At 41.2% G+C, this 23,773-nt stretch carries 19 protein-coding genes and 1 pseudogene; 5 read left to right on the top strand and 15 right to left on the bottom strand.

All coding sequences use genetic code 11. The features are described from left to right. From MORIYA_RS20300 to MORIYA_RS20290, 3 genes are read left to right on the top strand one after another with little or no spacing between them, the layout of a single operon-like run. Complete coding sequence (locus MORIYA_RS20300) at positions 1-792, top strand: hypothetical protein (RefSeq protein WP_112718212.1); 792 nt, start codon at positions 1-3, stop codon at positions 790-792. After that, the gene (locus tag MORIYA_RS20295) at positions 789-3,260 is read left to right on the top strand and encodes a lantibiotic dehydratase (protein ID WP_112718210.1); all 2,472 of its coding nucleotides are present in this window, start codon (positions 789-791) and stop codon (positions 3,258-3,260) included. The genes MORIYA_RS20300 and MORIYA_RS20295 overlap by 4 nt, the downstream gene beginning before the upstream one ends. Next, positions 3,253-4,521, top strand: coding sequence for an MFS transporter (locus MORIYA_RS20290; RefSeq protein ID WP_112718208.1), 1,269 nt, complete (start codon positions 3,253-3,255; stop codon positions 4,519-4,521). The genes MORIYA_RS20295 and MORIYA_RS20290 overlap by 8 nt, the downstream gene beginning before the upstream one ends. A 48-nt stretch (positions 4,522-4,569) precedes the next feature. On the opposite strand, the gene MORIYA_RS20285 is transcribed toward MORIYA_RS20290, so the two are convergent. The 9 genes from MORIYA_RS20285 to MORIYA_RS20250 all read right to left on the bottom strand — a co-directional run bounded on the left by MORIYA_RS20285 (position 4,570) and on the right by MORIYA_RS20250 (position 11,296). Continuing rightward, positions 4,570-4,695 (bottom strand): YaeP family protein, encoded by a 126-nt coding sequence (locus MORIYA_RS20285; RefSeq protein WP_232011695.1) that lies wholly within the window; start codon positions 4,693-4,695, stop codon positions 4,570-4,572. 282 nt (positions 4,696-4,977) lie between these two features. Beyond that, positions 4,978-5,595: a hypothetical protein gene (locus tag MORIYA_RS20280; protein WP_112718206.1), complete on the bottom strand. Its 618-nt coding sequence runs from the start codon at positions 5,593-5,595 to the stop codon at positions 4,978-4,980. A 472-nt stretch (positions 5,596-6,067) separates the two neighbouring features. Next, on the bottom strand, positions 6,068-6,574 hold the full coding sequence (locus MORIYA_RS20275; RefSeq protein ID WP_112718204.1) for a DUF6843 domain-containing protein: 507 nt from the start codon (positions 6,572-6,574) through the stop codon (positions 6,068-6,070). After that, entirely contained in the window at positions 6,571-7,125 is a 555-nt protein-coding gene (locus tag MORIYA_RS20270) for a hypothetical protein (RefSeq protein WP_232011694.1), read from the bottom strand. Before MORIYA_RS20270 ends, MORIYA_RS20275 begins: the two co-directional genes overlap by 4 nt. 656 nt (positions 7,126-7,781) lie before the next feature. Then, positions 7,782-7,907 (bottom strand): hypothetical protein, encoded by a 126-nt coding sequence (locus tag MORIYA_RS21660; RefSeq protein WP_269461252.1) that lies wholly within the window; start codon positions 7,905-7,907, stop codon positions 7,782-7,784. A gap of 138 nt (positions 7,908-8,045) precedes the next feature. Continuing rightward, positions 8,046-8,798 (bottom strand): IS21-like element helper ATPase IstB, encoded by a 753-nt coding sequence (istB, locus tag MORIYA_RS20265; RefSeq protein ID WP_112712100.1) that lies wholly within the window; start codon positions 8,796-8,798, stop codon positions 8,046-8,048. A 10-nt stretch (positions 8,799-8,808) separates the two neighbouring features. Continuing rightward, positions 8,809-10,356 carry an IS21 family transposase gene (gene istA / locus MORIYA_RS20260; protein ID WP_112712098.1) on the bottom strand — a complete coding sequence of 516 codons (1,548 nt, stop codon included), beginning with the start codon at positions 10,354-10,356 and terminating at the stop codon, positions 8,809-8,811. A gap of 353 nt (positions 10,357-10,709) precedes the next feature. Continuing rightward, a complete protein-coding gene (locus tag MORIYA_RS20255; protein ID WP_112718202.1) occupies positions 10,710-11,099 on the bottom strand; it encodes a VOC family protein in 390 nt (129 codons plus the stop codon). Next, positions 11,096-11,296, bottom strand: coding sequence for a hypothetical protein (locus tag MORIYA_RS20250; RefSeq protein WP_112718200.1), 201 nt, complete (start codon positions 11,294-11,296; stop codon positions 11,096-11,098). The genes MORIYA_RS20255 and MORIYA_RS20250 overlap by 4 nt, the downstream gene beginning before the upstream one ends. Before the next feature lie 195 nt (positions 11,297-11,491). On the opposite strand from MORIYA_RS20250, the gene MORIYA_RS20245 reads away from it, so the two are divergent. Continuing rightward, a complete protein-coding gene (locus tag MORIYA_RS20245; protein WP_112718198.1) occupies positions 11,492-13,372 on the top strand; it encodes an SgrR family transcriptional regulator in 1,881 nt (626 codons plus the stop codon). Between the two features lie 252 nt (positions 13,373-13,624). On the opposite strand, the gene MORIYA_RS21655 is transcribed toward MORIYA_RS20245, so the two are convergent. Beyond that, entirely contained in the window at positions 13,625-13,747 is a 123-nt protein-coding gene (locus tag MORIYA_RS21655; protein WP_269461263.1) for a hypothetical protein, read from the bottom strand. 234 nt (positions 13,748-13,981) lie between these two features. On the opposite strand from MORIYA_RS21655, the gene wecB reads away from it, so the two are divergent. Continuing rightward, on the top strand, positions 13,982-15,103 hold the full coding sequence (gene wecB / locus MORIYA_RS20240) for a non-hydrolyzing UDP-N-acetylglucosamine 2-epimerase (protein WP_112718196.1): 1,122 nt from the start codon (positions 13,982-13,984) through the stop codon (positions 15,101-15,103). On the opposite strand, the gene MORIYA_RS20235 is transcribed toward wecB, so the two are convergent. From MORIYA_RS20235 to istA (MORIYA_RS20215), 5 genes and pseudogenes are all read right to left on the bottom strand, one after another. Next, positions 15,100-16,026: a DUF4434 domain-containing protein gene (locus MORIYA_RS20235; RefSeq protein WP_112718194.1), complete on the bottom strand. Its 927-nt coding sequence runs from the start codon at positions 16,024-16,026 to the stop codon at positions 15,100-15,102. The two genes, wecB and MORIYA_RS20235, sit on opposite strands and share 4 nt — an antisense overlap. Beyond that, positions 16,020-19,076, bottom strand: coding sequence for an NfrA family protein (locus tag MORIYA_RS20230; RefSeq protein WP_112718192.1), 3,057 nt, complete (start codon positions 19,074-19,076; stop codon positions 16,020-16,022). The genes MORIYA_RS20235 and MORIYA_RS20230 overlap by 7 nt, the downstream gene beginning before the upstream one ends. After that, on the bottom strand, positions 19,067-21,262 hold the full coding sequence (locus MORIYA_RS20225; RefSeq protein WP_112718190.1) for a glycosyl transferase family protein: 2,196 nt from the start codon (positions 21,260-21,262) through the stop codon (positions 19,067-19,069). The genes MORIYA_RS20230 and MORIYA_RS20225 overlap by 10 nt, the downstream gene beginning before the upstream one ends. Before the next feature lie 136 nt (positions 21,263-21,398). Next, positions 21,399-22,151, bottom strand: a complete 753-nt coding sequence (gene istB, locus MORIYA_RS20220) for an IS21-like element helper ATPase IstB (protein ID WP_112718188.1) — start codon at positions 22,149-22,151, stop codon at positions 21,399-21,401. 19 nt (positions 22,152-22,170) lie between these two features. Continuing rightward, positions 22,171-23,379, bottom strand: a pseudogene (istA, locus tag MORIYA_RS20215) (IS21 family transposase); the annotation flags it as partial. Between the last annotated feature and the right edge of the window lie 394 nt (positions 23,380-23,773).

Raw genomic sequence — 23,773 nt, 5'->3', positions numbered from 1 at the left:
ATGAAAGCTAATATCGTTTGGAATACCTGGCGTAGAATTTTACGTGATGAGGCATTGCAAGCAACCATACTGGTAAATAAAGGCAATTTATCCAGTAAACTTGACGGTTTCAGTGCAGAAGAAATTGAAGTAATTGAGGCTTACGCGGACGGTTATGATGAAGCCAAATGGTTTGTCGAAAACTATCAATTTAGATTGGTTAATTCATTTGTCAATGCGTTGGAAACAGGAGCGCCTTTATCTTTGCGGGCATTGATTGCTCAGCAGGTCGACTTGACTGAGTTTTCTAAAAAATTTCTTCGAGCGTCTGAATGGCGTGATTACGGCCCCTATGTTTATACCTATTGTAAAGATGTGATTATTTGGTTAACCAAAGAGCAACAAGCGTTGGATTTGAACGATATCACCATCGATTTACTGGGTTTAGAAGAGAAGTCTGTTGATCTTTATTTGTCATTGCGCGATGGTGTACCTGGGGATGACCCAAGTGCCGAAGGTGATATTATCACCACAAATATGTCGATGGTCTATCAAAGTAAACATCGCCTTTCTGATTGGCTGAGACGCAAAAGCGATTTAGGTAAAACCGAATTGGATTCGGTGACTGAAAACTATTTGGTGGTGCTACCTACATTAACGTCTAGACACAAATACAGCTTAATTAATCAAAAAAGCGTTGAACTTATCGCAGCGCCACCACACGATTGTCGCCAACTCGATGCACAATCTTTACAAGTGTTAGATAAGTTGATCAGCCTTAATGCATTAAAACGCCGGGAAAATCACTCATGAAATGTTCTGATTATTTTTGGTTACGCTCAACAGGTTTTGAAATTGAAGAACTGATCAGTTTGACTGATTTGCCCAATTTACCACATTTCAATGATTATTATATGCTTGTCGGACAAGCTCAAACCATTAAAGCTAATTTAAAGACTCAGCTAATTGAATTTGGGGAGCAAAGCAGCCGTAATTTTTTGCGTAAATTAAACGATGGGGAACAGCTTAGTATCCGTGTGTTACCCGTCGAGCTTCGGGGAAAGTTAGGCGATGCAACAGAGCAACTGAATCAATTGCAAACCACATTAGCAAAAATGAAAATCGATCTAGATAGCGATTTTTCTAAATATACTGAACAAACTCGGCAGCGATTGATTGATTTTCTTGACCAGCCAGAGATTAGCGAAGCTTTGTTTATTTCTAATCCTGAAGCCTGTAAACGAATTAAGTCTCTGGTTGAAGGACGAGCAGGATTTAACGATAGCCGTAAAAAACAAAAAATCCGTTTAGGCTGGAGTTATGCCCAACGATTTTGCACCAAAAATGATACTTGTAGCTTTTTCGGCCCAATTACTTGGGGTCAATTTTTAGCCGATCAAGATGCATTAGTTGAGGTGAACCATGCTGAGGGAAATTGGCTCAGATCAAGAAAAACATTTTTTGAAAGCTGGGTGATTCAGCGCATTATCGGACAATTAAATGAACAATGCCCTGATGCCAATAAAGTGCCATTGATGCTTAATACCGGGTGTGTGCTGGTCGATGACGTGTTGTTTTATCCGCTAGAAAAATCACGCCAACTCAGCGGTGATATGCTTAATATCGTACGGTTGTTACAGCACCATGCGCATGTTTACAATTGTGATTCCTTGTTAGCAAAGCTAATGATTGACAATGATGTAGCGCTTAAAAGGTTGATTGATGCCGGCATTATTAAAATTGGATTTGTCTTGTCACCGAGAGTCGAAAATCCGCTTAAAGCATTGGCGGATAAACTTGTTGACGCGAAATTACCGACTGACTTTACTCAACAATGGCTTAATACCTTTACTGAACTTGAATCACAGCGTGAAGCTTACGCATCGGGTTCATTAGAACAACGTCAAATTGCGCTGGTTAATTTGAATAACCTGCTTAGCGCGGCAAATGTTTCATTAAGCCGTTCAAGTGGTGAAATGTATGTTGGCCGATATCCGGTTTATGAAGATTGTTCACGTGATACACAGGTGTCGTTTAATCAAACGATAAAAAAACATATCGAGGAAGATTTTACGCCGTTAATATTACTTTATCAATGGTTAACTAGGGTGACTGCTTATGAATTGCATCAGCATTGGTTAGGTGTATGGTCACAGTGTTGCAGCGAATATGACACTGATGAACTCAATATTTTGACCTTTCTTAATGCACTTAAACCGTTGCAGGATGACATTGGGCAACAAGTTCAGACTCGTATTACCACGGTATTACAGCAAAGTTGGGGGGAAATTCTGACTACTGTTGACGCTAAAAATGAAAACGCAGTTGACAGTGCCGAAATACAACTCACGAGTGATGATTTTACTGTATTAATGAGTTATTTAAATGAATCTTGCCCAGATGCCCAGCACTTTGAGGTGTTTGGTGATGCCTTTCACTCACCTGATTTTATGTTATCAGCTAGCAGTCAAGAGGCATTAAATGCAGGCGATTATCATTTAATCATCGGAGAGGTTCACCCGGCGGTTCATACCTTAAGCCAGCCAGTCGCGGCACATTTTAGCCCATTTAACCAGCAGATTAATGCTGAGGTTAAGTCATTATTCAGCTCACCACGATTGATACTTGCAGATACGCCAACCAGTTATCAGCGTTCTCACATTGATTGGCCGATTATTAACAATTATCAACAATTGATTTTGCCTACTGGCGGTGGTTGCGTGGCACTTGCTAACCAATTTTCTGCCGGGCGAGCTCAGATAGTACTGGTTGATGGCAGGTTACGAGTGACTGACCGATTAGGCTATTTTAACGAAGATTTGCTTTGTGTTCACAATACACAGTTGCATCAATTATTATTTGACTTGGCTGGTGATATTATCCCGCGTCATGAGTGTCGTCGGATCTTATTTAATCGCTCGATATACAAGCGCCGCACTTGGTCTTTTGAGTCAAGTGACTGGCCGGTGTCGAGTAAGGATGAGCTGGGGTTATTTGTCCAGTGGCGCTTGTGGAAAGATAAATACCAAATGCCGCGCTGGATATTTGTCAAATGTGACAGTGAACCGAAACCGTTTTTTGTTGATTTTGATAATCCGTTATCATTGGATGCTTTGGTCAGTGCACTAAAAAAAGCCAAGGTTATTCGCGTTTCTGAGATGTTGCCAGATCCAAATGCTTTGTGGTTTGCTGATAAGCGCGGTAAATTTTGCGCAGAGATAAGAACTTCGATGATCATCAGCGATAATAACAAGCCGGTAAGTAGTGAACAATATGAGTAACAGTGAAAATTTAACCTGTGATGGCAGTAAAGCAAGGAAAAAAAACTTTACGATGCTCTTTTTAACGATTTTAGTGCCTTTTGGATTGGGGCACTTTATTTCATATTTATTTAGAACCATTAATACAGTGATATATGGTGATTTATCGCACGATTTATCTTTGCCTGCGAGCAGTTTAGGTTTAATGACCAGCATTTATTTTCTCACTTTTGCCGCTGCGCAGTTACCGCTAGGGGTTTTGCTTGACCGCTACGGCCCAAGGGCGGTGCAAAGTCCGATGTTATTTATTGCCGCCATTGGGTCACTTGTTTTTGCCACGGCGCAATCTGAATTAGGTTTGTTGGTTGGCCGAGGCTTAATTGGTTTGGGTGTGGCAGGTTCATTAATGAGTGCGATTAAGGCTTGTTCTATTTGGTTGCCACTCGAACGTTTACCTTTAAGTACCGCATGCTTATTGGCGGTTGGTGGACTTGGGGCGATGGCTTCAACCACACCATTACATCAGTTGGTGAGTATTTTTGACTGGCGCGAAGCATTTTTTATGCTCGCTGGTTTAACGGCTGCTGCCAGTATCATTATTTACTTTAGTGTGACGGGCCACTATCCCAAGAAAAAAACACGTTTAGTGGATATGAGTAGAGAAGTAGCGAGACTTTATGGTTCGTGGTCATTTTGGCGTTTAGTGGTGTATTCGGTGTTTGCTCATGCTACGTATATGGCAATATTATCACTGTGGATGGGCCCATGGTTACGAGATATGGGAGGCTTAGATGTGGCTTCAATGGCAGATGTGTTGATGTATGGCACCGTTGCTATGGTGGCAGGTTCATTGAGCTTTGGCTCGCTAGCCGATTTCCTACGTAGGTATGGTGTTCAGCCGTTAATGATCTGTGGTTGTGGTATCACTATGTTTGTTGCTATTCAAATATTGATGATCAGTGGTTTGGACATATCACCTTATTTACTGGTTGCTGGTTTTGCGTTTTTTGGCACATCAACAACCATGAATTATGCGATTGTGGCACAATCGGTATCACCTGATCTTGCAGGTCGGGTTAGTTCTTCATTCAATTTGGTGGTATTTGTACTAGCTTTTGTGGTGCAGTGGGTAGTGGGTATTGTGATTGGTCAGTGGCAAAGCGTTGATGGTCACTATCCCATTGTGGCCTATCAATGGTCAATGGGTTGTTTGATTGTATTGCAGGTCCCCGGTTTGCTGCTGTGGTTGACGTTTAAACCTTGGCGTATCAAGGGAAAATAATGTCAATTTGAATTGCTTCATTCACACACTGTCCCGTAAATTCTAACCCTAGAGAAATGTATCGTTTAACGCTTTAATCGCACAGCCAATCGCTTTTGGAATATAACCCTGATCGCCACTGCCAATTAATGCATACAGTTCACGGATTTTGTCACAACACTGATAAACGTTCATGGTAATACCTTATTAAAGAAGAATCTGTTTAAAACAAAGATAGGACTATTTTATCCTTAGCAGTAATTTAATGTCGAGCGTTAAGGTGGATTGATTGGGGATGCGTTGATCTTGGTTGGTAAATGGACACTAATCTTACAGCCCTAACCAAAATAGTAAAAATCATATTGGCAGATAAATTCATAGCGATGCTCCACATAAAGTGCTGACATACACTTACATCTCAATTGTTTACACAACTAAAACACACATGTAACATCGTTAGACAGTCAGTACTGTAACCTACATGTCCTGATGTTTGATCAGTTTAGTCGGGATTACATCATCAACATTAAGCGTTAAGTGTACGGTTTCAGTTGGTGCTTCTGCATACGCTTGTTTATCACCATGCTGATTGAATGACAACTCTATATTCGAGCCATAAATACCCATCTCATTAAGCCGAATACGGTCGCCAATAAAATAAGAATCCAAATGTCGTATGGTTTGGTTATCAAGATCTTGTTCAAACAAGCCAATATAAGTAAATACACCACTGCCTTGATTGCTGACACTGAATGGTGCGGCAAAATACATTAAATTGTCAGATGTCGTTGGGCTTAAAACACTGATGTGCATGAAGTCTAACAATACCTCACCACGTTCTTCATCTACGTGATAATTGCCCTGCGCTTTACCTTCTGCCGTCCCTAAGCCAATTATCGTTGTCAGTTTAACGCCTGATCCGCTATCGGGTAAATTAATAATAAAATCACTGCTGGTCTTCATGCTAAATAACGTCAATATAACTTCAGAGTAATAATCTTGCCTCTTGCTGCTGTTATCACCCATAGAACGAATTACAATTACTATTGCCAACACACTGACACATGCCAATGCGATATAAATTAACTTTTTCATTATTCACACCTTCCTTCTGCTTATCTGTAGACATAATACAGTGAAAACCAAATTAAAAAGCCCCCTCGAAAGGATAATGTAGTTCCCTTCTGGGGGGGTGCATATTAAACTTTCTACCATGACATAAAAACTTTTTAACTGGCGCGGAATTGCACCTAGCGTTGAATAAGGTAAACTCTCATCAACTCACTTAATTACGATAATGTTTTTTATACGAAATGTCGCATAAAAGAGATAAGTAAACGGACTACCTTTATCCGTGTACTTGAGCAAGAAAACAACGTATTCGGTAAATAATCAATTAGTAATTAAATATGTATGTCTAGAACTGCGTATTTAAGCTAACAAAGGCGAGCATTGATATGGGTATAGTCATGCCCGCCTTTTTGCTTTTTGGCTTGGTAGGTAAGGGCTGTGAGCACAAGGTAGAATTCTAGCTATAGTCACCATCGCATACGTTATTGCTGAGACTCTATGGTTCTAAATCTGGGTAATAAAGTTCGTTGCCTTCCATTCCTGCACAATTAATTGTTCTGGTTACAGCCCTATCCCCTAATTCAAAATTATTTACCCCATCTAAAATATCTTTCTTGATTCCAACAATAAATGTCTGACTCTCAAGTACACAAGGAAGAAAAGAATATTTGCTGGTTCCCATGCTTCCTCCATAAATCGTACTTTGGTTTTTCGTATTTTCAGGAATATCATCTAAATTGGTAGTATAACGATCTGTTAGCAACTTCAATTCACCATTCTCAGGGATTTCATATACCCTAAAACCATCTTGCATTTTCTTAGGTTGTCCGTTGGTGACATTGTAAACGATATGAAAAGTTCCAATATATCCATCGGGGATAATGTACATTTCAGGGTCTCTTGGTGGGGTTTCATCACATGCAACCATAAACAGACTCAAAGTTAAAAGGCATAGCATAGAGAAAACATTCATTTTATTGTGTTTATTTATCTTTTTAATCATTGAAAAAACCCGTCTAAGCTCGCTTTTTCTAATGCCATACAATGACCATGGTTAGGATAAATTTGTAAAAACTTCTGATTCCATACTTCAATTTTCTGATATGTTAGTTTTGTATCTGAATCACTTCTACGTGTAATTTCATCACCAATAGTCCCTTCAAAATTACCATCATCATCGATTGGTAATCTTACAGCACACGCGATCATAGGGTAATTAAGATTAAGACTTAAACTTACGGGAGCAGCGCCTTTACGAACGTGCACGCCTAAAAATACTGATTGCCCTTTGCTATCAACATGTCTTTTAGCTCTATCTAAACTCACTTTAATCTGATAATTAACATCGAGTGTTGGCACATATGAAAAACCAAAGTTTTTTTGTAATTCAGGAGAACCAGGCATAGCATGATTAACGCCTCCGTATTTACCCTTTATTGTATAATGGCTAACACCATTAGGAACCCCTTTCACAAACGCAGAGTTTGCACTCCCCTTGGGAGATAAGACACCTCTAATATTTACCCCTTCCACTAGGAAAATTCGAAAAACCACGATTATCCCTCTCAAATTTCAACCCACTCCAGCCAAAATCCGTCTCTGGATGAAAAGATCGAATGTTAAATTGAAATTCCGTATTTTTTACAATGACTTGATTTGACATAATCTATCCTTAGATTATTCATAGATGATTTAAAATAATATCATTTATCATTACTTATTAAATATGAATATCACTGGTACTTACAAATAGAAATGGCGAGTTAATATGCCAAATAAAACAACCGCATTTAATCCTTTTTATTACATGGAGAGCCAAGATGAGACTACTTTATCCTTGGCGAAAATTTAATGTCGAGAGTGAAGATTGACTGATTGGCTATGTGTTGATCTTGGTTAGTAAATGGAGACTAATCTTACAGATCTCACCAAAATAGTAAAAATCATATTGGCCGATAAATTCACAGCAACGCTCCACATAAAGTGCTGACATACACTTACATCTCAATTGTTTACACAACTAAAACCTGCATGTAATATCGTGCGTTTACCATGAATACGACCCATAAAAACCTGATGAATATACTGAATACTGGTGTCCATCAGAGCACCGACATAATTCCATACTTGCTGTTCTGGAGTCTAATCAAGGACGAGAAGATCCAATCCCAGATAATTGTGATATATAATGAGACAGTCAGTACTGTAATCTACATGTCTTGGTATTTGATCAGTTTAGTCGGGATTACATCATCAACATTAAGCGTTAAATATACGGTTTCAGTTGGTGCTTCTGCATACGCTTGTTTATATTTAAATAATTTAAGTATTCGCACAAGACGAAAAAGCCTAAATACTCTAATGGATCGAAGATCTAGACCAGAAGCAATGTAAATGCGTATTAACATGAAGGAGATCGCTCAATAACATTCATGGAGATCACTTTTTTCTCCGTCTGTAGAGCTAGGTTTAATTTATACTGAGTGATCTCCATCAGTCAAGTTATTGGTCATTTTTCGCATTGATTCGCCCTCTAATTCTATCTTTATCGAGCCATGTACCAGTCGGTCCAGAATTGCATCAGCATGCGTCGATTCTCCGATCATTTTGTACCAATGTTCTTGCGGTAATTGACTGGCAATTAAAGTCGATTTACTGTCATATCGGGCATCAATCAGTTCAAGTAAATCGCTTCGTTGCTGTGCATTTAATGGCTCCAGTCCCCAATCATCCAAGATCAGTAAATCTGCATTGGTTAACTTTCCTATCAGTTTTCGATAGGTTCCGTCAGCCTGTGCAAAAAACATTTTTTCGAGTAGTTCTTTCAGCCTAAAATAAAATACGCTTTGCCCTTGTTGGCAATGCTGATGCCCGAAGGCACAGGCAAGGTATGTTTTGCCACACCCTGTTGCCCCGGTGATCAATATATTTTGATGTAATCGCAACCACTCGCCCTGCGCCAAGGTTCGGATCTGTGACTTATTCAGGTTGCGCTTGGCACGATAATCTAACTGCTCTATGCCAGCATGAACTCTGAATTTAGCTTGCCGTGTTAAGCGCGCTATTTTACGTTGTGAACGTGCGTTAAGCTCATTATCAAGCAGTAAGCTTAGCCTTTCTTCGAACGCGAGTTCTCGGTAATGCGTCGGCTGTTCCGTCTGTAATGTGAGGGCGTCTTTGATGCCGGACAAACCAAGCGTAGTCAGTTGATTATAAATTGTTTTCATTCCATTTCCCTTAATGATAATACGTATTGCCACGCACATTGTTGTGCTCTATTTCTGCTAATAGATCTAACTGTTGTTCAGGTAGTGGTTGGTTATCTAGGCCTTTTTTAAGAATAGATTTGATACCCGCTAATCTTCTTATTCCTGTATGTAAAGCGCGTCCACATGCAGCCTCTAAGCGCGGTGTTGTGTATTGTTTACCTAGCGCAAGCAATCCTAAGCAAACGCGGTAAGCTTGCTCAGGATGTGGCCTTTCTTGCATTAACAGAGTGACGAGCTCTTCTGTTTTTGGGCCAATATCTTGCGCCCATTTCTCAAATCGTTGCGGTGACCATTCCCCTTGTTTTCGATGTGAAACAGGCATATGAGCATCAAGCGTGCTGTGTCCACCAATCTTGTGAGAACGAGGATGCACCGCTACACACTCTCCCTGATGGTATACTGTGACGAGTTCACCGGTAATATGCGCTTCGAGTTTTTTCTTTATCAGTGAATGCGGTACAGAGTAATAATGCTTTTCTATATCAATGTGATAGTCGATATGTACAGTCACCATTTTCACTTGGGTATAGATATACGGTTCAAGGGGTAAGGGTTTCAATTCTGGCTTATCAATGGCAATAAATTGTGAATGACGCGTACCAGGATGCACTTTCATGGCCCGTTGATTGAGTTCAAGTAGCAATTCTTCGATCCGGATATTTAATTGTCGCAAAGAAAAAAAGTCTTCATGCCTCAATGCGGCCATGATCCAGCGCTCTACGATCTGTACAGCCACTTCAGCTTTGGCTTTATCCTTGGGTTTATAAGGGCGAGCCGGCACGATGACCGTATTATAATGCGCAGCCATCTGTGAATACGTCGGGTTAATATCGGGATCATAGCGACACGATCTGGTTGTACCGCTTTTTAAGTTGTCTGGGATCAAGAGCTCAGGAACACCGCCTAAAAAGGTGAAACAGCGAGCGTGGCTCATCACCCAATTTTCTAGACCTTGGGTCCACGTGGCTTCTGCATAGGTGTAATTAGAGGCACCCATCACGGCAACAAAAATTTGTGCCGTTTTAATTTCACCGGTTGTAGGATCAATAATGTTCATCGTCGGCCCACAGTAATCAATAAATAGTTTTTCACCCGCCTTATGCTGTTGTCGCATCGATGGTTTTTGACAACCAAGCCATTTCTTATATAGCCGGCAGAAGTGATTGTAACTATAGAATTTATTGTTATTTCGTTCTCTGTATTCTTCCCATAGTAATTGCAGAGTCATTGTTTTTGGCTTGAGTTCTTGATGGATCACCGACCAATCTGGGGTGGTGATTTGGGGATTGGTTTTGACGGTAGTGTGCAGAAATTTTTGATGAAGAGTCACATCATCCCATTCCTCAGATAACGGCCATGAGGTGATCCCCATTTGGGCTGCTCGATTGGCATAACGAGATACCACTGAGGGGGAGATAGATAAACTTTTAGCGACTTGACGATGGCTCAGTGAACAACCGTATTTGAGTCTAAGGATCTCTTTTAATTTACGCATAGATATAGGTGCCGTTGGCATAGTCATTCCCTTCATCAAAATGAACAGAATAACGGTTAAATACACCTACAGGGCAGTGAAAAAAGCAAGTTTGTCCAATAACATTCATGGAGATCACTCAATAACATTTCAGGGTAAAAGTGATCTTCATGAATGTTATTAGCTGATCTTGATTGAGGTTATTGGGTGATCTCCATCGATGTTATTAGGTGATCTCCATGGTGGTTAATATGCAGTAAAAGGCATTGTTATCTTTGTTTATTTTGCCAGAAACTAATTAGAGGACTCAAAAAATGATCCGCAGAAATATTTCGGACTTCAGCTCCCCCCGCCCCTAAGCATCAGTATTTATGCGAATCAAAAACGAGTCATTACTAAACCACTATCTCTACTCGATTCCATTCTGGATCTAACACTACGCATTCATAGTAACCGTCGCCAGTCCAACGTGGACCATCCAGCACCTCATAACCGTGGTCGATAAAGGTCGCAGCCATTTCATCGACCTTTGCTTCAGTACCAACAGAAAATGCAATGTGAGCCAGTCCGGTGAACTGCGGATACACATCGGCTGCAGATATCAACACCGAATCCATTTGCATCAACTCGATTCGCGGGCCATCTGCTAGTGTCATAAAATAAGAGCGAAACCCTTTGCTCGAATTCTCATATTTATCATTACTTTTGGCATTAAAAAAGTGCGTGTAAAAGCATTTCATTTGTTCCAGATCTTTACACCAAATCGCCACATGCTCGATTCTCATGTTGATTGTTCGCTTGGCAGTTCTTCCTGCTCATTGAATGCCATTAACGTGTTCATGCTCAGAATGGCTTCTACTTCAACAACACTGTTAGTTGCTTGCAACCGAGACTGATAATACTCAGCAAGCGCCCTGCTTGAGCCATTACCAGATAAAGAGTCTGACGTATTCAATAAGATTGTTTTGATTGTCTCTAACATGTTTATTCCTCGCTTGTTCTTTCATGTTATTTAAGCGCTTACTCTTTGCTTAAACGATGCGTTAAGTATCACCTAATAACCGGAAGCAAAAAACAGAGTTAATTATATTGTTTACTTCCGGTTAAAGTCGTAACCTTGGCTGTAATGTCTTTTTAACCCTGTTTGTGAACTAAACGAGGAAGTAGCGGTGATAATATGGTGCCTGTTTTGAACAACGATAAAAAAATTCTGCATTTCTCTCGGTTAAGTAAGCTTGGCGTTAAACAAGACATTGCCATCACCCTGCAAGAAGTGGCTGAAGTGATGTTTACCAGCACCCGACATTGCCGCACCTTGTTAAACGAGATGCGTGATTTAGGCTGGTTAGAATGGACACCAAAGGCGGGACGTAATCAACGTTCTCGGCTCTATCTGGTTTATGCTGTCGATGAACTGAAAGCAGAACTGGCACAGCAGATGATTGCCGTTGGCAAATACGAGAAAGCATTAATCCTTATCGACCATAACCAAGTACTGTTTGGGCAATTGCTGCAAAACACCTCGGGAGCGGTACAGCGTGAAGGGCGTTTACACATTCAGCTGACTTATGCGCGTTCTTTCTCTGCCCTACTCCCGCATATCGCGTTAAGAAACAGCGAACGTTTCTTGGTACGTCAGGTATATTGCTGCCTAGTACAGTGCGATAAAAATGGCCTTATCAGCCCGCGACTCGCCCACCATTGGGTTTACAACGCAGAATTACAGCGCTGGCGATTCTATCTGCGCCCTGCTCTGACCTTTCATGACGGCAGTGCCATTAATGCCGAGAAGATAGCGGAATTATTTAATCGCCTAAAACAGCTTGCGACTTACCAGACAGAACTGGCGCATGTCACCCATATATCCGCGGTAAATCCACTGTGTGTCGAGTTTCAATTAGATCAACCAGATCCAGGTTTTTCTGGACTCATTGCTGATGTAAAATATTCTATTCAGCCTTACTCTCAACTGACATCGCAGCCACACTCGCCACTTAACGCAACTGCGGCTATCGTCGGCAGTGGTGCATTTCGAGTACAAGAACACACACAACAGCACTTGCGATTGCAGGCGTACGACAACTATTATGGTCATCGCGCACTTACCGATACCGTGACTATTTGGCAAGTCGCATCATCACAAACAAGCTCGTCCTGTGCTACGGAAATACAAGCGAATGTGGTGCACAAAACCAGTCAGATCTGTTCAAACTATGCTGTTCACCACCTTGAGCGGAAAAACAGTCTTGAGCCAAAAATAGCAGACCCCGAACTAGAAAGCAGAAGTGATGATATTGATAGTGCTATAGAGAATGCTATAGAGAGTGCCATTGAAAGTGATCAAAAGAGCCGGCTAGAATATGGCTGTTTGCTGGCGATAATCAACAGTAAAACTCAGCTGTCGCTATTGCAGCGTAAATACCTCAGCCAACTGCTTGCGGCTGATAAACTAATGGCAGAATTAGCTCAATCAGCGAACCCTATTGAAGCCATTCCCGCATACAACCTGCTTTCCAATTGGCTAAAAATCATGTCGGCAGGCACAACAGTGCAGCCTTTACCAAGCAAACTGACCATCGCCATATTCGAGCATCATACTTTGAAAGAATGTGCGCAGGCGATGATGGCGTTACTTCAGAAAGCGGGGTTTGAGTGTGAGGTTAATGTTTATTCTTTTGAGGAGTTAGTACAAAAGGCCAGTGCCAATACCCTGATGGAAGACCTGATATTAATGAGTCTGGATCTCGACGATAATTTGCCGACCTCGGTATTTCACTGGATGTTATCCAACTCAGTACTCAATCAAAGCCTGTCTGCTGAGGCCAGTAGCTGGCTGCGAGCTAAATTAATCAGCATTCGCCAGCAACAGCCATTAACCAATTATCTAACCGAGTTAGAATCGATTAGCACTGCCATGATCACAGAGCATTGGATTATACCTATGCTGCACCACAGGCAGACGTTGTATTTTCAAGGCGTGCTCAAAGGCGTATCGATCAATGTCTGGGGTTGGCCAGAAATACAAGATGTTTGGTCTGAACAGTTCGTTGAAATTTAGTGCTGAGATAATTTAAATAGCAGAGTAAGGCGATCGCGCATACCCAATACTATCCTAGCGTCTCGCCTGCATGATTAAGCCATTTATTCTTGCTTAGATAACATCTGATTGATGGAAATGCCGCGAGAATAACGAAGAAATAGCCTTTTCTGTTAGCTTGAAGACGATTAATCACATGCCTGAATAACAATAAACATGACTAATACTATCAAATACCGAGTCGTTTCTTTCATAATTTACAATCTCCTTTTGTTATTGTTTTTGTTCACGTTTAACCAGCACAAAGGTCAGGTACATCTTGGTTGGTAACGAACAAGCAAATCCCAAGGCGATACAGCCCGCACAGATCATAATGCCCATTAATTCGATTGCCAATACCACTATTGTTCAACGAACCGAACGTGAGCGCTATGATCTAACGCAATTTATATCAACATGGTTGTGATAAGGAACTTTGCGTCAGACAAATACTCTAACTGTTGCTTCACACGATATTTTCATGCTGTAATCCTTGGACTATATTTTAATTAATGTATATGAGAGGCTATTTCTGCAATTGAAATTAGGCGTATAAGTTATGAATTTAACATCCATTTTTCTGGGGTATATATGAAAAAAGTTTTAACTGTATTTGGTACTCGCCCTGAGGCCATTAAAATGGCGCCATTGGTGCATAAGTTAGCTGAACAAGATAATATAATAAGCCGGGTTTGTGTAACGGCGCAGCATCGAGAAATGTTAGATCAGGTATTAAACTTATTTGAGATCACCCCAGATTATGATTTAAATATAATGAAACCTGGACAGGACTTATTTGATGTAACGGGTAATATCCTGGCCGGTTTAAAAGACGTTCTCGATGATTTTGAACCCGACATTGTACTAGTACATGGCGACACAACCACGACTTTTTCAGCCTCTTTAGCTGCATTTTATAAACAGATAAAAATTGCGCATGTCGAAGCCGGATTACGAACTGGAAACCTTTACTCACCCTGGCCCGAAGAAGCAAATAGAAAATTAACCGGGGTACTGGCTCATTATCACTTTGCGCCGACGAAAGGCTCAAAAAACAATTTAATGAAAGAGCTGGTGCCTGAAGCGCGGATCACAGTAACAGGTAATACGGTTATCGATGCGCTGTTATGGGTTAAAGATAAACTACAGCGAGATTCATCGGTAACGACTGAACTTGACCATGAATTTTCATTTTTAGATGCACAGAAAAAGTTAATTTTAGTGACTGGCCACAGACGAGAAAGTTTTGGTGGCGGCTTTGAACGCATTTGTGAAGCACTCGCCAGAATTGCCAAAACACGACCAGATGTACAAATCTTATATCCTATGCATATGAACCCCAATGTACGCGAACCGGTCAATCGAATTTTATCTGGACTCGATAATGTTTTTTTAATTGAACCGCAAGATTACCTGCCTTTCGTGTACTTAATGAATCGCAGTTATTTAATTATCACCGATTCAGGTGGCGTACAGGAAGAAGCTCCATCGCTGGGTAAACCAGTGTTAGTGATGCGTGATACCACTGAGCGTCCGGAAGCCATAACAGCCGGAACGGTTAAGTTGGTCGGTACCGATATTGATAGAATTACTGATGCTACCTTAGCCTTGCTCAGTGATCCCTCGCTTTATGAAAAAATGGCAAAATCTCACAACCCTTACGGTGACGGTCTAGCCTGCAGTCGCATCGTGGCACAATTAGTTAACGATTAATTAGATTTACTTGCTAAAATACCTTGGGCATACGGCAGGTAACGTAATGAAAAGATGAATTTATCACCGTTACAATAACCACCCATCGACTTTAACTGCTGCTGCCATTGTGCCTTTGAAGGTGGCAGAGCGTTGAAAACATCGACATTCTGCTGTTGTCTGAAATACTCGAAGACAGTCCCTGAAATCGGGGAACTGTCATTTTCACAACTTAGCAGTGATGAAAAGTAATAATCTCTTTGCTCTGCGGTTAATGCTTGTGTACCAGAACCGTCTTGCAACAAAACCTTAAGCTGACCCTGCTGTGACACCGCAGAAAATAACGATCTCACATTGAGTGCCGATTGGTGGCCGCCGATATAAGCAGAAATATAAATAGGCTGCTTTGGCGTTAATGTTAATATTGCCTCTTTCATCGAAGTGAGATGTTGCATTAACAAGTTTTTTTTACCTGCGTCCTGCCAGTGATAATCATCAATTTCTTCCGTTAAGTACCAACCAGAAAACGCGGTTGAGTTAACGTATTCCAGCCATTTATCGACCTGTTTTAGAGATAGTACTTTTTGTTTATGCAGGTAATATTTTAACGATGCTGTTGGTTGCTTAATCCGAGAGAAAAAATCAGGGTCGGAATATAAGCCTATAATGACCTTTAGCTGCATTTTATCTGCCAGTTTAAATACCTGCTCAAGCTGCTCATCTTGCTTAATACTCAAGTCACTACGCTCTCCGTATGCAGTCCATTGCAAGACTATACCTTTCGCGCCGGACTGCTTAAGTTCAGACAGTAATACTTGCCATTGGGCTTTAGTGACCGAGACATCGCGCAGCTGCGGCTGATAAAATACCCAACTATCCTTTACCAGCGCCGTTGCATTGATAGAAAAAAGCAGCAGCACACTGACCAAAATCCCTCTTACCATGCGAGCCTCACAGTTAGACCAATACCATGGTCATCATCCAAATAAGTCTCGAACGCGCGTGTAAATTCTAATTTTACCGTGCTTTTTCTGCTGTAGGCCACAGTTTCACTACCGTTGCTCCATAAATTAAATTCAAGGCCTGCGCCAACGCTAGATACACCACCTAAATCATTCCCAGAAACCTGTAACAGACCATAAGGTTTTATTGTCCATGCTTGGTCAAAAGAGCTCGATAATTTAAAGTTATGACCAATACTGTATTTCGATGTGACCGCATGGACGCCATCCTTGCTCCAGTAAGCAGCATCAAAATAAAGCTCTTGCTCTGTCCAGCCGTTACCATCGTTATGCCACTCACTAGAGTATTCCCCAGTGGAGAAGAAAGACGCGGTGGCTCTAACCATAAGATCCGCCTGATTTAAATCCAAATGATATTGTGGTTCAGCGTAAAGATAAAAACTTTGATTTGCAAAGGGGGCTAAACGAGCACCAAGCCCTAACATATCAACCCCACTCGGACTACCAATTCGTTGAGTTGATGAGTTTTGTCCAAATAAACGTCCGTACACAGCGACGTCGCCCAATGCTGTTTTAAATTTATCAGGCTTACTTTCTAGCAATAACTGCCAGTAATTGGCATAATTATTTTCTTTATCGTCAGCGGCTACAGGTAAGTAGGCTGGCACGCTATTTTTACCATACCAGAGATCGAAATTAAGGTTATATTCTCGTTCTAACTGCTCGTTATAGCGTCTTTTATTAAATTTAAGCTGTTCGACACTGACGCCATTAACCGGTTCGGTGATGTAATAGTTCATGTTTTCAGTGGCTTTACCAGACCAAACCTGTGCCATTTCCTTATTATCATTTTGCAGATAAAGGTAAGATAACTGCTGATACATAGGGTAATTGTCGGGCATGCCTTTAAGGCTATTTTCAAAGTGTAAAATAGCTTCTTGCGATTTATCTTCACTTAGCAGTAAATAGCCAAGTTCCTGAGATAAGCGACTATTGTCAGGATCAACTAATAACGCTGAGCGTAATAACAGTTCTGCTTGTTGGCGAGTGACTACCGCTTGTTCGGGTGATTGTAATGCCGCTATTTGAATCAATCTCTGCGCTGTGGGATCTATTTTTTGCGCCTGCTGCAGGCTAATTAAAGCACCGGTGTTATCCCCTGTTTTTTTACTTAGTTGGGCTTTAAAATTCCAATACGCTAATTTTTTCTCACCTTTATTCTTTTCATACTGATTAAACCAAAGCTTGGCCTGAGTTATTTCTTCAACGGATAGCGCTGTTTGTGCGGCTTGTAGATAATGCCTATTTTCTAAAGTACCAGTTGTTAACGTCAACCAGCGGTCAAAAGCCTTCTGCTGCTGACCTGATTCAGCTTCGATATAAGCCAGTTCAATTTGTGTGTCTGAACCGCTTCTAAGCTGGTCTGCTTGGATGAAGTAATCGTACGCATAAACCGAACCATTTTGTTTGAAGCAGTACCCTAGATTCAGCATATTTTTACGGCGATAGGGTTTACTGTATAACTTTCGAGCTCTATCACAATATCCAACTTGCATCCAAAGCACAGCTAACTGTTGGCGTTCGCTGTCGTTAAAACTGGTATTTGGAAGCATCAGTAACTGTCTTTCCAATTCGCTATTATCAATCCCAGAAGCCAGTTCAAACATATAACTTTTTAATGTCTCAGCTTCTACGGTAGTCGCGCCTTTAAAAGGGTAGCTTTTGATTAAATGCTCGTAGGCAACATTCTGCTGGTCGCTTTCTATCAACTGGTAACTGTAGTTTGCTAATATTTTCCAGTCCGTTGGATAATCTTGATTAAGCTGCTGATAGATAAGCTGATACTTGTCACTATTACCCTGCTTTTGATACAGTTCAGCGATTGTTTGACGATCTTTTTTAGTCAGGTTCTTTTTAGCAGCCAGTAGTTGGATAGCCTGTCGATAGTCGTCGTTTTGCTCTGCTATATTAACGGCGGTATCACGCCAAAGACTTGTATTTTCACTGAATTTGACTTCATGCTCATAATAATAAAGGGAAAGTTGTTTTTGTTTACTCACCAATTCGGCAGCTAAAATCAGTACCTGTCGTTCCTGTTCTGCCGTTTTAATTAACTTAATAGCGTTGTTCAGGGGGGCCCTCGTTTGCTGGTCTCTACCGGCTTTTAAATTGATATAAACTCGTTTAAACTGTGCATCAAAGTTGTCGGTCTGCAGTGCCAGTAACTTATCTGCTTTACTTATCTCATTGCGTTTTATTAATAACACAACCCATTGGTCAATTTCATCCTTGGTTAATGAATGCTCCTCGTTGAGAATAGAAAATTGCTGTAAAGCCTGGGTATCTTTACCACGACCAACATAAGCCTGTAACAGCGCTTGTCTTATTTGTTTACCGGCATGTGAATGGGAGAACTGGTTATCTTTGAGTAACTGTTCAACATCCTCTAAGCGCTGCTCTTTTAACAGAATATTGGCATCGGCTAAGTGGACCACAAAGTCTGCGTTGTCCAGAAATAAATGAGTCTTGATTAAATTTAAGGCGTCGTCTTTCTGGCCATGTTCATAGCTGTAATGACTCGCCTCGTAGAGCAAGTGAAATCGCAGTTGTTTATCAATGCGGTCATCTTTAAGTTTCTCTTTAGCCCGTTCCAATGCCTCATTATCACCCTGCTCAATCGCCTCGATTAGCACTTCGATCTGTAATGCGTAAAATTCATTATCAGTACTATTCAAACTAAGATAATGCTCGATTAAACGGTCTGCGTTTTGGAACTCTTTTAACTTAAGATAAGTGGCGATAAGTTCTTTTGTGACCACGCGATTATAAGGAGAGATGTTTAATGCATCTTTCCAAATAGGTACAGCTTCGGCATATCTGCTTTGCTCTGTCAGCCGATACGCTTTATCTACATGCGGAAATAAGCGAAATTGCGTGTAGTCAGATAAACCGTCACCTGCGGGAAAACTGTCTTTTGCTTGGACAGAGCTACAGACAATGAGTAATAACAAAATTATGTATTTCAAACGCATGCGTTTAATGCTCCGGTGATCAGATGTGCCAGATTGGGCTCTCGTTTTGCCTGTATGACAATAGCCGTATCCAGTTGTTCCACACTGATTACTTCTTTATCCAGTAAGTAATCAGTTAACGTAAGAGGATTTTTTTCATAGCCGATTAATATTTGATTCATCACCTGGGGAGAAATATTACAATACTCGGATAATATCTCTAACAGCGACCACTGACCTTCAACATATTGCGCCCAAACCTGCTGCTGCATATTTTTGTCAAGCAGCTCGAAGCGTTCTACTCCAACTCTAGGATCGGTAAACGTTTCACCGCTATAATAGGCTTTAAGTGCTATTTGCACCTGACCCGGATAGGTAATGATATAGCTAACTTGACACTTTAATTGACGACTAATGGCTGCCAGGCTAACGGGGGATAAATATTCTTCACTTGCCAGCATGACCCCTTGTTCCGATTTATAATTAACCGCTACGATGCCGTAACGCCAAGCCAGACCTTTACTGATTAGCGTAATAAGGCCAGCCGATATATTGAGAGGTTCAATATTTTGATAACCAACTTCCGCTTGCTCTGCTACGGCTTTGACTAGACTCTCAGATGTCACAAGTTGGTTATTTAACAAGTAACGTCCTAGGCGTTGGCCTCGTGGTTTGTCTTTTAAGGCTTTATCTAACTGTATTTCTGTTATTGCGCCCAAATCAATTAAAATTTGACCTATGGCTTTACGCGCGCTACGTTCATCATCTAAATGGGGAAAGTCATGCGTGGTTTTATCCCAGGCGACACGGCGTGCATCCCCCATCTCAATGACTTGGCGTAACGCGCGAATATTAGCAAAAAAGTTAACAATATTACCCCAAACCATACGCGGTATTGATAAGAATCCCTGCATCCAGCCGTAATAAGCTTTAACAAAAATAAAGCGTTGAATTATCCGGTTGATAAGAAAAAATGCATTAATTTTCAACAGAATACTCAGCCATGGTTCATCGCCATAAATAGAAAGGAAATGGTAAGGATCATCGCTCAGACTTTGCACCAGCCAGATGAGGCCTAACTGAGTGAATACCAGCACAGCAATAAAGCCGACTAAGTTGGTAATACCACCTTTACGATCTCGGCATAAGAAATAGTTCATCGACCATGATTTACTCCAGGCATGATTTTTCATTCCTTGAAATACGATGCCGACAATCCAGCGGGATTTCTGCCTTACTGCAGTATTGAAAGTATCAGGAAAATACTCACGTATACATATCACACTGCTTTCACGCAGGTTTTTACCTGACCAGATTGAATGCGCTTTCTCGTGCTCAGGTGTCACAACCGGGTAACGCACAAAAATCTCTTCCATTCCGTGCTCTTTAATACGGATGCCGATATCGTAATCTTCGGTTAAGCTTTGAATATCAAACGCAATACCATCACCTTCTCGGAGCAGCATACTGATGGCTCTGCGGCTAAAACAGGTGCCGACACCTGCACTTGGTACCTGTCCGGCGATAGCTTCTCGAACCGGGACATCCTTGCCGTGCAGTTCTGAAAATTCATCGATGTAGTGACCGCTAGTAAAGTCGGTCCATTTACGTGTATATGGGTAGACAGGTAGCTGGATAAGATCTTTTCTGTTCACCAGATGGTTATAAAGCCGCAACTCCATGGTACTCACGACGTCTTCAGAATCATGGAGAATGAAACCAGCAAATTCAAACTTAGCCTGCGCTTCAAACAGGAATATAGCCGCGACTATGTTATTTAAACAATCCGCTTTACTCGTTGGGCCCGGACGCGCGCAGACCACTTTATGCACATTAGGGAAACGTGCACAAACTTGGTCTACTTCTTCTTGGGTTTGCGGATCATTGGGATAGGTACCGACAAAAATATGATAATTTTCATAATCTAATGTCTTAGCGGCTAATTCAGCCATCGGACCAACCACTCCGTGTTCTTGCCACGCTGGTACCATAATGGCTAACGGTTTTTCCGGCGCGTCATACAAACATTCATAATCGTGAAATTCATGTTTGTCATAAACAAAAAATTTACGATAAAAGTGTCGCGTCCAGTAACAAATATCAATAAAGAAATCATCAATGCCGCTTATTAATAGAATAATAGCGAGTCCATAAACAAGATATTTGAGGGAAAAAAGGTAAGTAACAAAGATATCTATCCAGCTCATTATTATGTTTATCCTAGGTAATTTTGACATTAACAACTGCGGGCTAAGGCACTCAATTGCGTATTAACATGAAGAAGATCGCTCAATAACATTCATGGAGATCACTTTTTTCTCCGTCTGTAGAGCTAGGTTTAATTTATACTGAGTGATCTCCATCAGTCAAGTTATTGGTCATTTTTCGCATTGATTCGCCCTCTAATTCTATCTTTATCGAGCCATGTACCAGTCGGTCCAGAATTGCATCAGCATGCGTCGATTCTCCGATCATTTTGTACCAATGTTCTTGCGGTAATTGACTGGCAATTAAAGTCGATTTACTGTCATATCGGGCATCAATCAGTTCAAGTAAATCGCTTCGTTGCTGTGCATTTAATGGCTCCAGTCCCCAATCATCCAAGATCAGTAAATCTGCATTGGTTAACTTTCCTATCAGTTTTCGATAGGTTCCGTCAGCCTGTGCAAAAAACATTTTTTCGAGTAGTTCTTTCAGCCTAAAATAAAATACGCTTTGCCCTTGTTGGCAATGCTGATGCCCGAAGGCACAGGCAAGGTATGTTTTGCCACACCCTGTTGCCCCGGTGATCAATATATTTTGATGTAATCGCAACCACTCGCCCTGCGCCAAGGTTCGGATCTGTGACTTATTCAGGTTGCGCTTGGCACGATAATCTAACTGCTCTATGCCAGCATGAACTCTGAATTTAGCTTGCCGTGTTAAGCGCGCGATTTTACGTTGTGAACGTGCGTTAAGCTCATTATCAAGCAGTAAGCTTAGCCTTTTTTCGAACGCGAGTTCTCGGTAATGCGTCGGCTGTTCCGTCTGTAATGTGAGGGCGTCTTTGATGCTGGACAAACCAAGCGTAGTCAGTTGATTATAAATTGTTTTCATTCTATTCCCCTTGTTTTCAATGTGCAACAGGCATATGAGCATCAAGCGTGCTGTGTGCGCCGCGTTTGTGAGATCGTGGATGCACGGCCACACTCATTCCCTGATGGTATACCGTGACGAGTTCACCGGTAATATGCGCTTCGAGTTTTTTCTTTATCAGTGAATGCGGTACAGAGTAATAATGCTTTTCTATATCAATGTGATAGTCGATATGTACAGTCACCATTTTCACTTGGGTATAGATATACGGTTCAAGGGGTAAGGGTTTCAATTCTGGCTTATCAATGGCAATAAATTGTGAATGACGCGTACCAGGATGCACTTTCATGGCCCGTTGATTGAGTTCAAGTAGCAATTCTTCGATCCGGATATTTAATTGTCGCAAAGAAAAAAAGTCTTCATGCCTCAATGCTGCCATGATCCAACGCTCTACGATCTGTACCGCCACTTCAGCTTTGGCTTTATCCTTGGGTTTGTAAGGGCGAGACGGCACGATAACCGTATTATAATGTGCGGCCATCTGTGAATATGTCGGGTTGATATCGGGATCATAGCGGCACACTCTGGTTGTACCGCTTTTTAAATTATCTGGGATCAAGAGCTCAGGAACACCGCCTAAAAAGGCGAAACAGCGAGCGTGGCTCATCACCCAATTTTCTAGACCTTGGGTCCACGTGGCTTCTGCATAGGTGTAATTAGAGGCACCCATCACGGCAACAAAAATTTGTGCCGTTTTAATTTCACCGGTTGTAGGATCAATAATGTTCATCGTCGGCCCACAGTAATCAATAAATAGTTTTTCACCCGCCTTATGCTGTTGTCGCATCGATGGTTTTTGACAACCAAGCCATTTCTTATATAGCCGGCAGAAGTGATTGTAACTATAGAATTTATTGTTATTTCGTTCTCTGTATTCTTCCCATAGTAATTGCAGAGTCATTGTTTTTGGCTTGAGTTCTTGATGGATCACCGACCAATCTGGGGTGGTGATTTGGGGATTGGTTTTGACGGTAGTGTGCAGAAATTTTTGATGAAGAGTCACATCATCCCATTCCTCAGATAACGGCCATGAGGTGATCCCCATTTGGGCTGCTCGATTGGCATAACGAGATACCACTGAGGGGGAGATAGATAAACTTTTAGCGACTTGACGATGGCTCAGTGAACAACCGTATTTGAGTCTAAGGATCTCTTTTAATTTACGCATAGATATAGGTGCCGTTGGCATAGTTATTCCCTTCATCAAAATGAACAGAATAACGGTTAAATACACCTGCAGGGCAGTAAAAAAAGCAAGTTTGTCCAATAACATTCATGGAGATCACTCAATAACATTTCAGGGTAAAAGTGATCTCCATGGTGGTTAATATGCACTCAATACGGTCTGCAGGGTTAAAACGCAGACATATCAGATACCCTTTCATCATTAAATGAAATAACGACAACAGATTGTGCTTTACTCACGAAACTTATTTCAAAGGAATTGCGATAACGACATTAAAGTATTATTAAATCCTCATAAAAAATCGCATAAATTCTTTTATTATCATTATATTAGTGGTTTATTTTTGTTGGCAGTGTCGCGTTGGTTTGATAGCAGTATGATCTGACGCAACATATAT

Source organism: Moritella yayanosii (assembly GCF_900465055.1).
In the GTDB taxonomy this organism is placed as follows: Bacteria; Pseudomonadota; Gammaproteobacteria; order Enterobacterales; family Moritellaceae; genus Moritella; species Moritella yayanosii.
This window is presented reverse-complemented; position numbering and strand designations above follow the sequence as displayed.

Excerpts from the sequence above, each read along its gene's own strand:
- wecB (WP_112718196.1), top strand. The coding sequence starts at position 13,982 with ATGAAAAAAGTTTTAACTGTATTTGGTACTCGCCCTGAGGCCATTAAA.
- istB (WP_112718188.1), bottom strand. The coding sequence starts at position 22,151 with ATGAAAACAATTTATAATCAACTGACTACGCTTGGTTTGTCCAGCATC.
- MORIYA_RS20230 (WP_112718192.1), bottom strand. The coding sequence starts at position 19,076 with ATGCGTTTGAAATACATAATTTTGTTATTACTCATTGTCTGTAGCTCT.
- MORIYA_RS20295 (WP_112718210.1), top strand. The coding sequence starts at position 789 with ATGAAATGTTCTGATTATTTTTGGTTACGCTCAACAGGTTTTGAAATT.
- MORIYA_RS20250 (WP_112718200.1), bottom strand. The coding sequence starts at position 11,296 with ATGTTAGAGACAATCAAAACAATCTTATTGAATACGTCAGACTCTTTA.
- MORIYA_RS20255 (WP_112718202.1), bottom strand. The coding sequence starts at position 11,099 with ATGAGAATCGAGCATGTGGCGATTTGGTGTAAAGATCTGGAACAAATG.
- istA (WP_112712098.1), bottom strand. The coding sequence starts at position 10,356 with ATGCCAACGGCACCTATATCTATGCGTAAATTAAAAGAGATCCTTAGA.
- MORIYA_RS20245 (WP_112718198.1), top strand. The coding sequence starts at position 11,492 with ATGGTGCCTGTTTTGAACAACGATAAAAAAATTCTGCATTTCTCTCGG.
- istB (WP_112712100.1), bottom strand. The coding sequence starts at position 8,798 with ATGAAAACAATTTATAATCAACTGACTACGCTTGGTTTGTCCGGCATC.
- MORIYA_RS20280 (WP_112718206.1), bottom strand. The coding sequence starts at position 5,595 with ATGAAAAAGTTAATTTATATCGCATTGGCATGTGTCAGTGTGTTGGCA.
- MORIYA_RS20235 (WP_112718194.1), bottom strand. The coding sequence starts at position 16,026 with ATGGTAAGAGGGATTTTGGTCAGTGTGCTGCTGCTTTTTTCTATCAAT.
- MORIYA_RS20225 (WP_112718190.1), bottom strand. The coding sequence starts at position 21,262 with ATGAGCTGGATAGATATCTTTGTTACTTACCTTTTTTCCCTCAAATAT.
- MORIYA_RS20290 (WP_112718208.1), top strand. The coding sequence starts at position 3,253 with ATGAGTAACAGTGAAAATTTAACCTGTGATGGCAGTAAAGCAAGGAAA.
- MORIYA_RS20300 (WP_112718212.1), top strand. The coding sequence starts at position 1 with ATGAAAGCTAATATCGTTTGGAATACCTGGCGTAGAATTTTACGTGAT.
- MORIYA_RS20275 (WP_112718204.1), bottom strand. The coding sequence starts at position 6,574 with ATGATTAAAAAGATAAATAAACACAATAAAATGAATGTTTTCTCTATG.
- MORIYA_RS20285 (WP_232011695.1), bottom strand. The coding sequence starts at position 4,695 with ATGAACGTTTATCAGTGTTGTGACAAAATCCGTGAACTGTATGCATTA.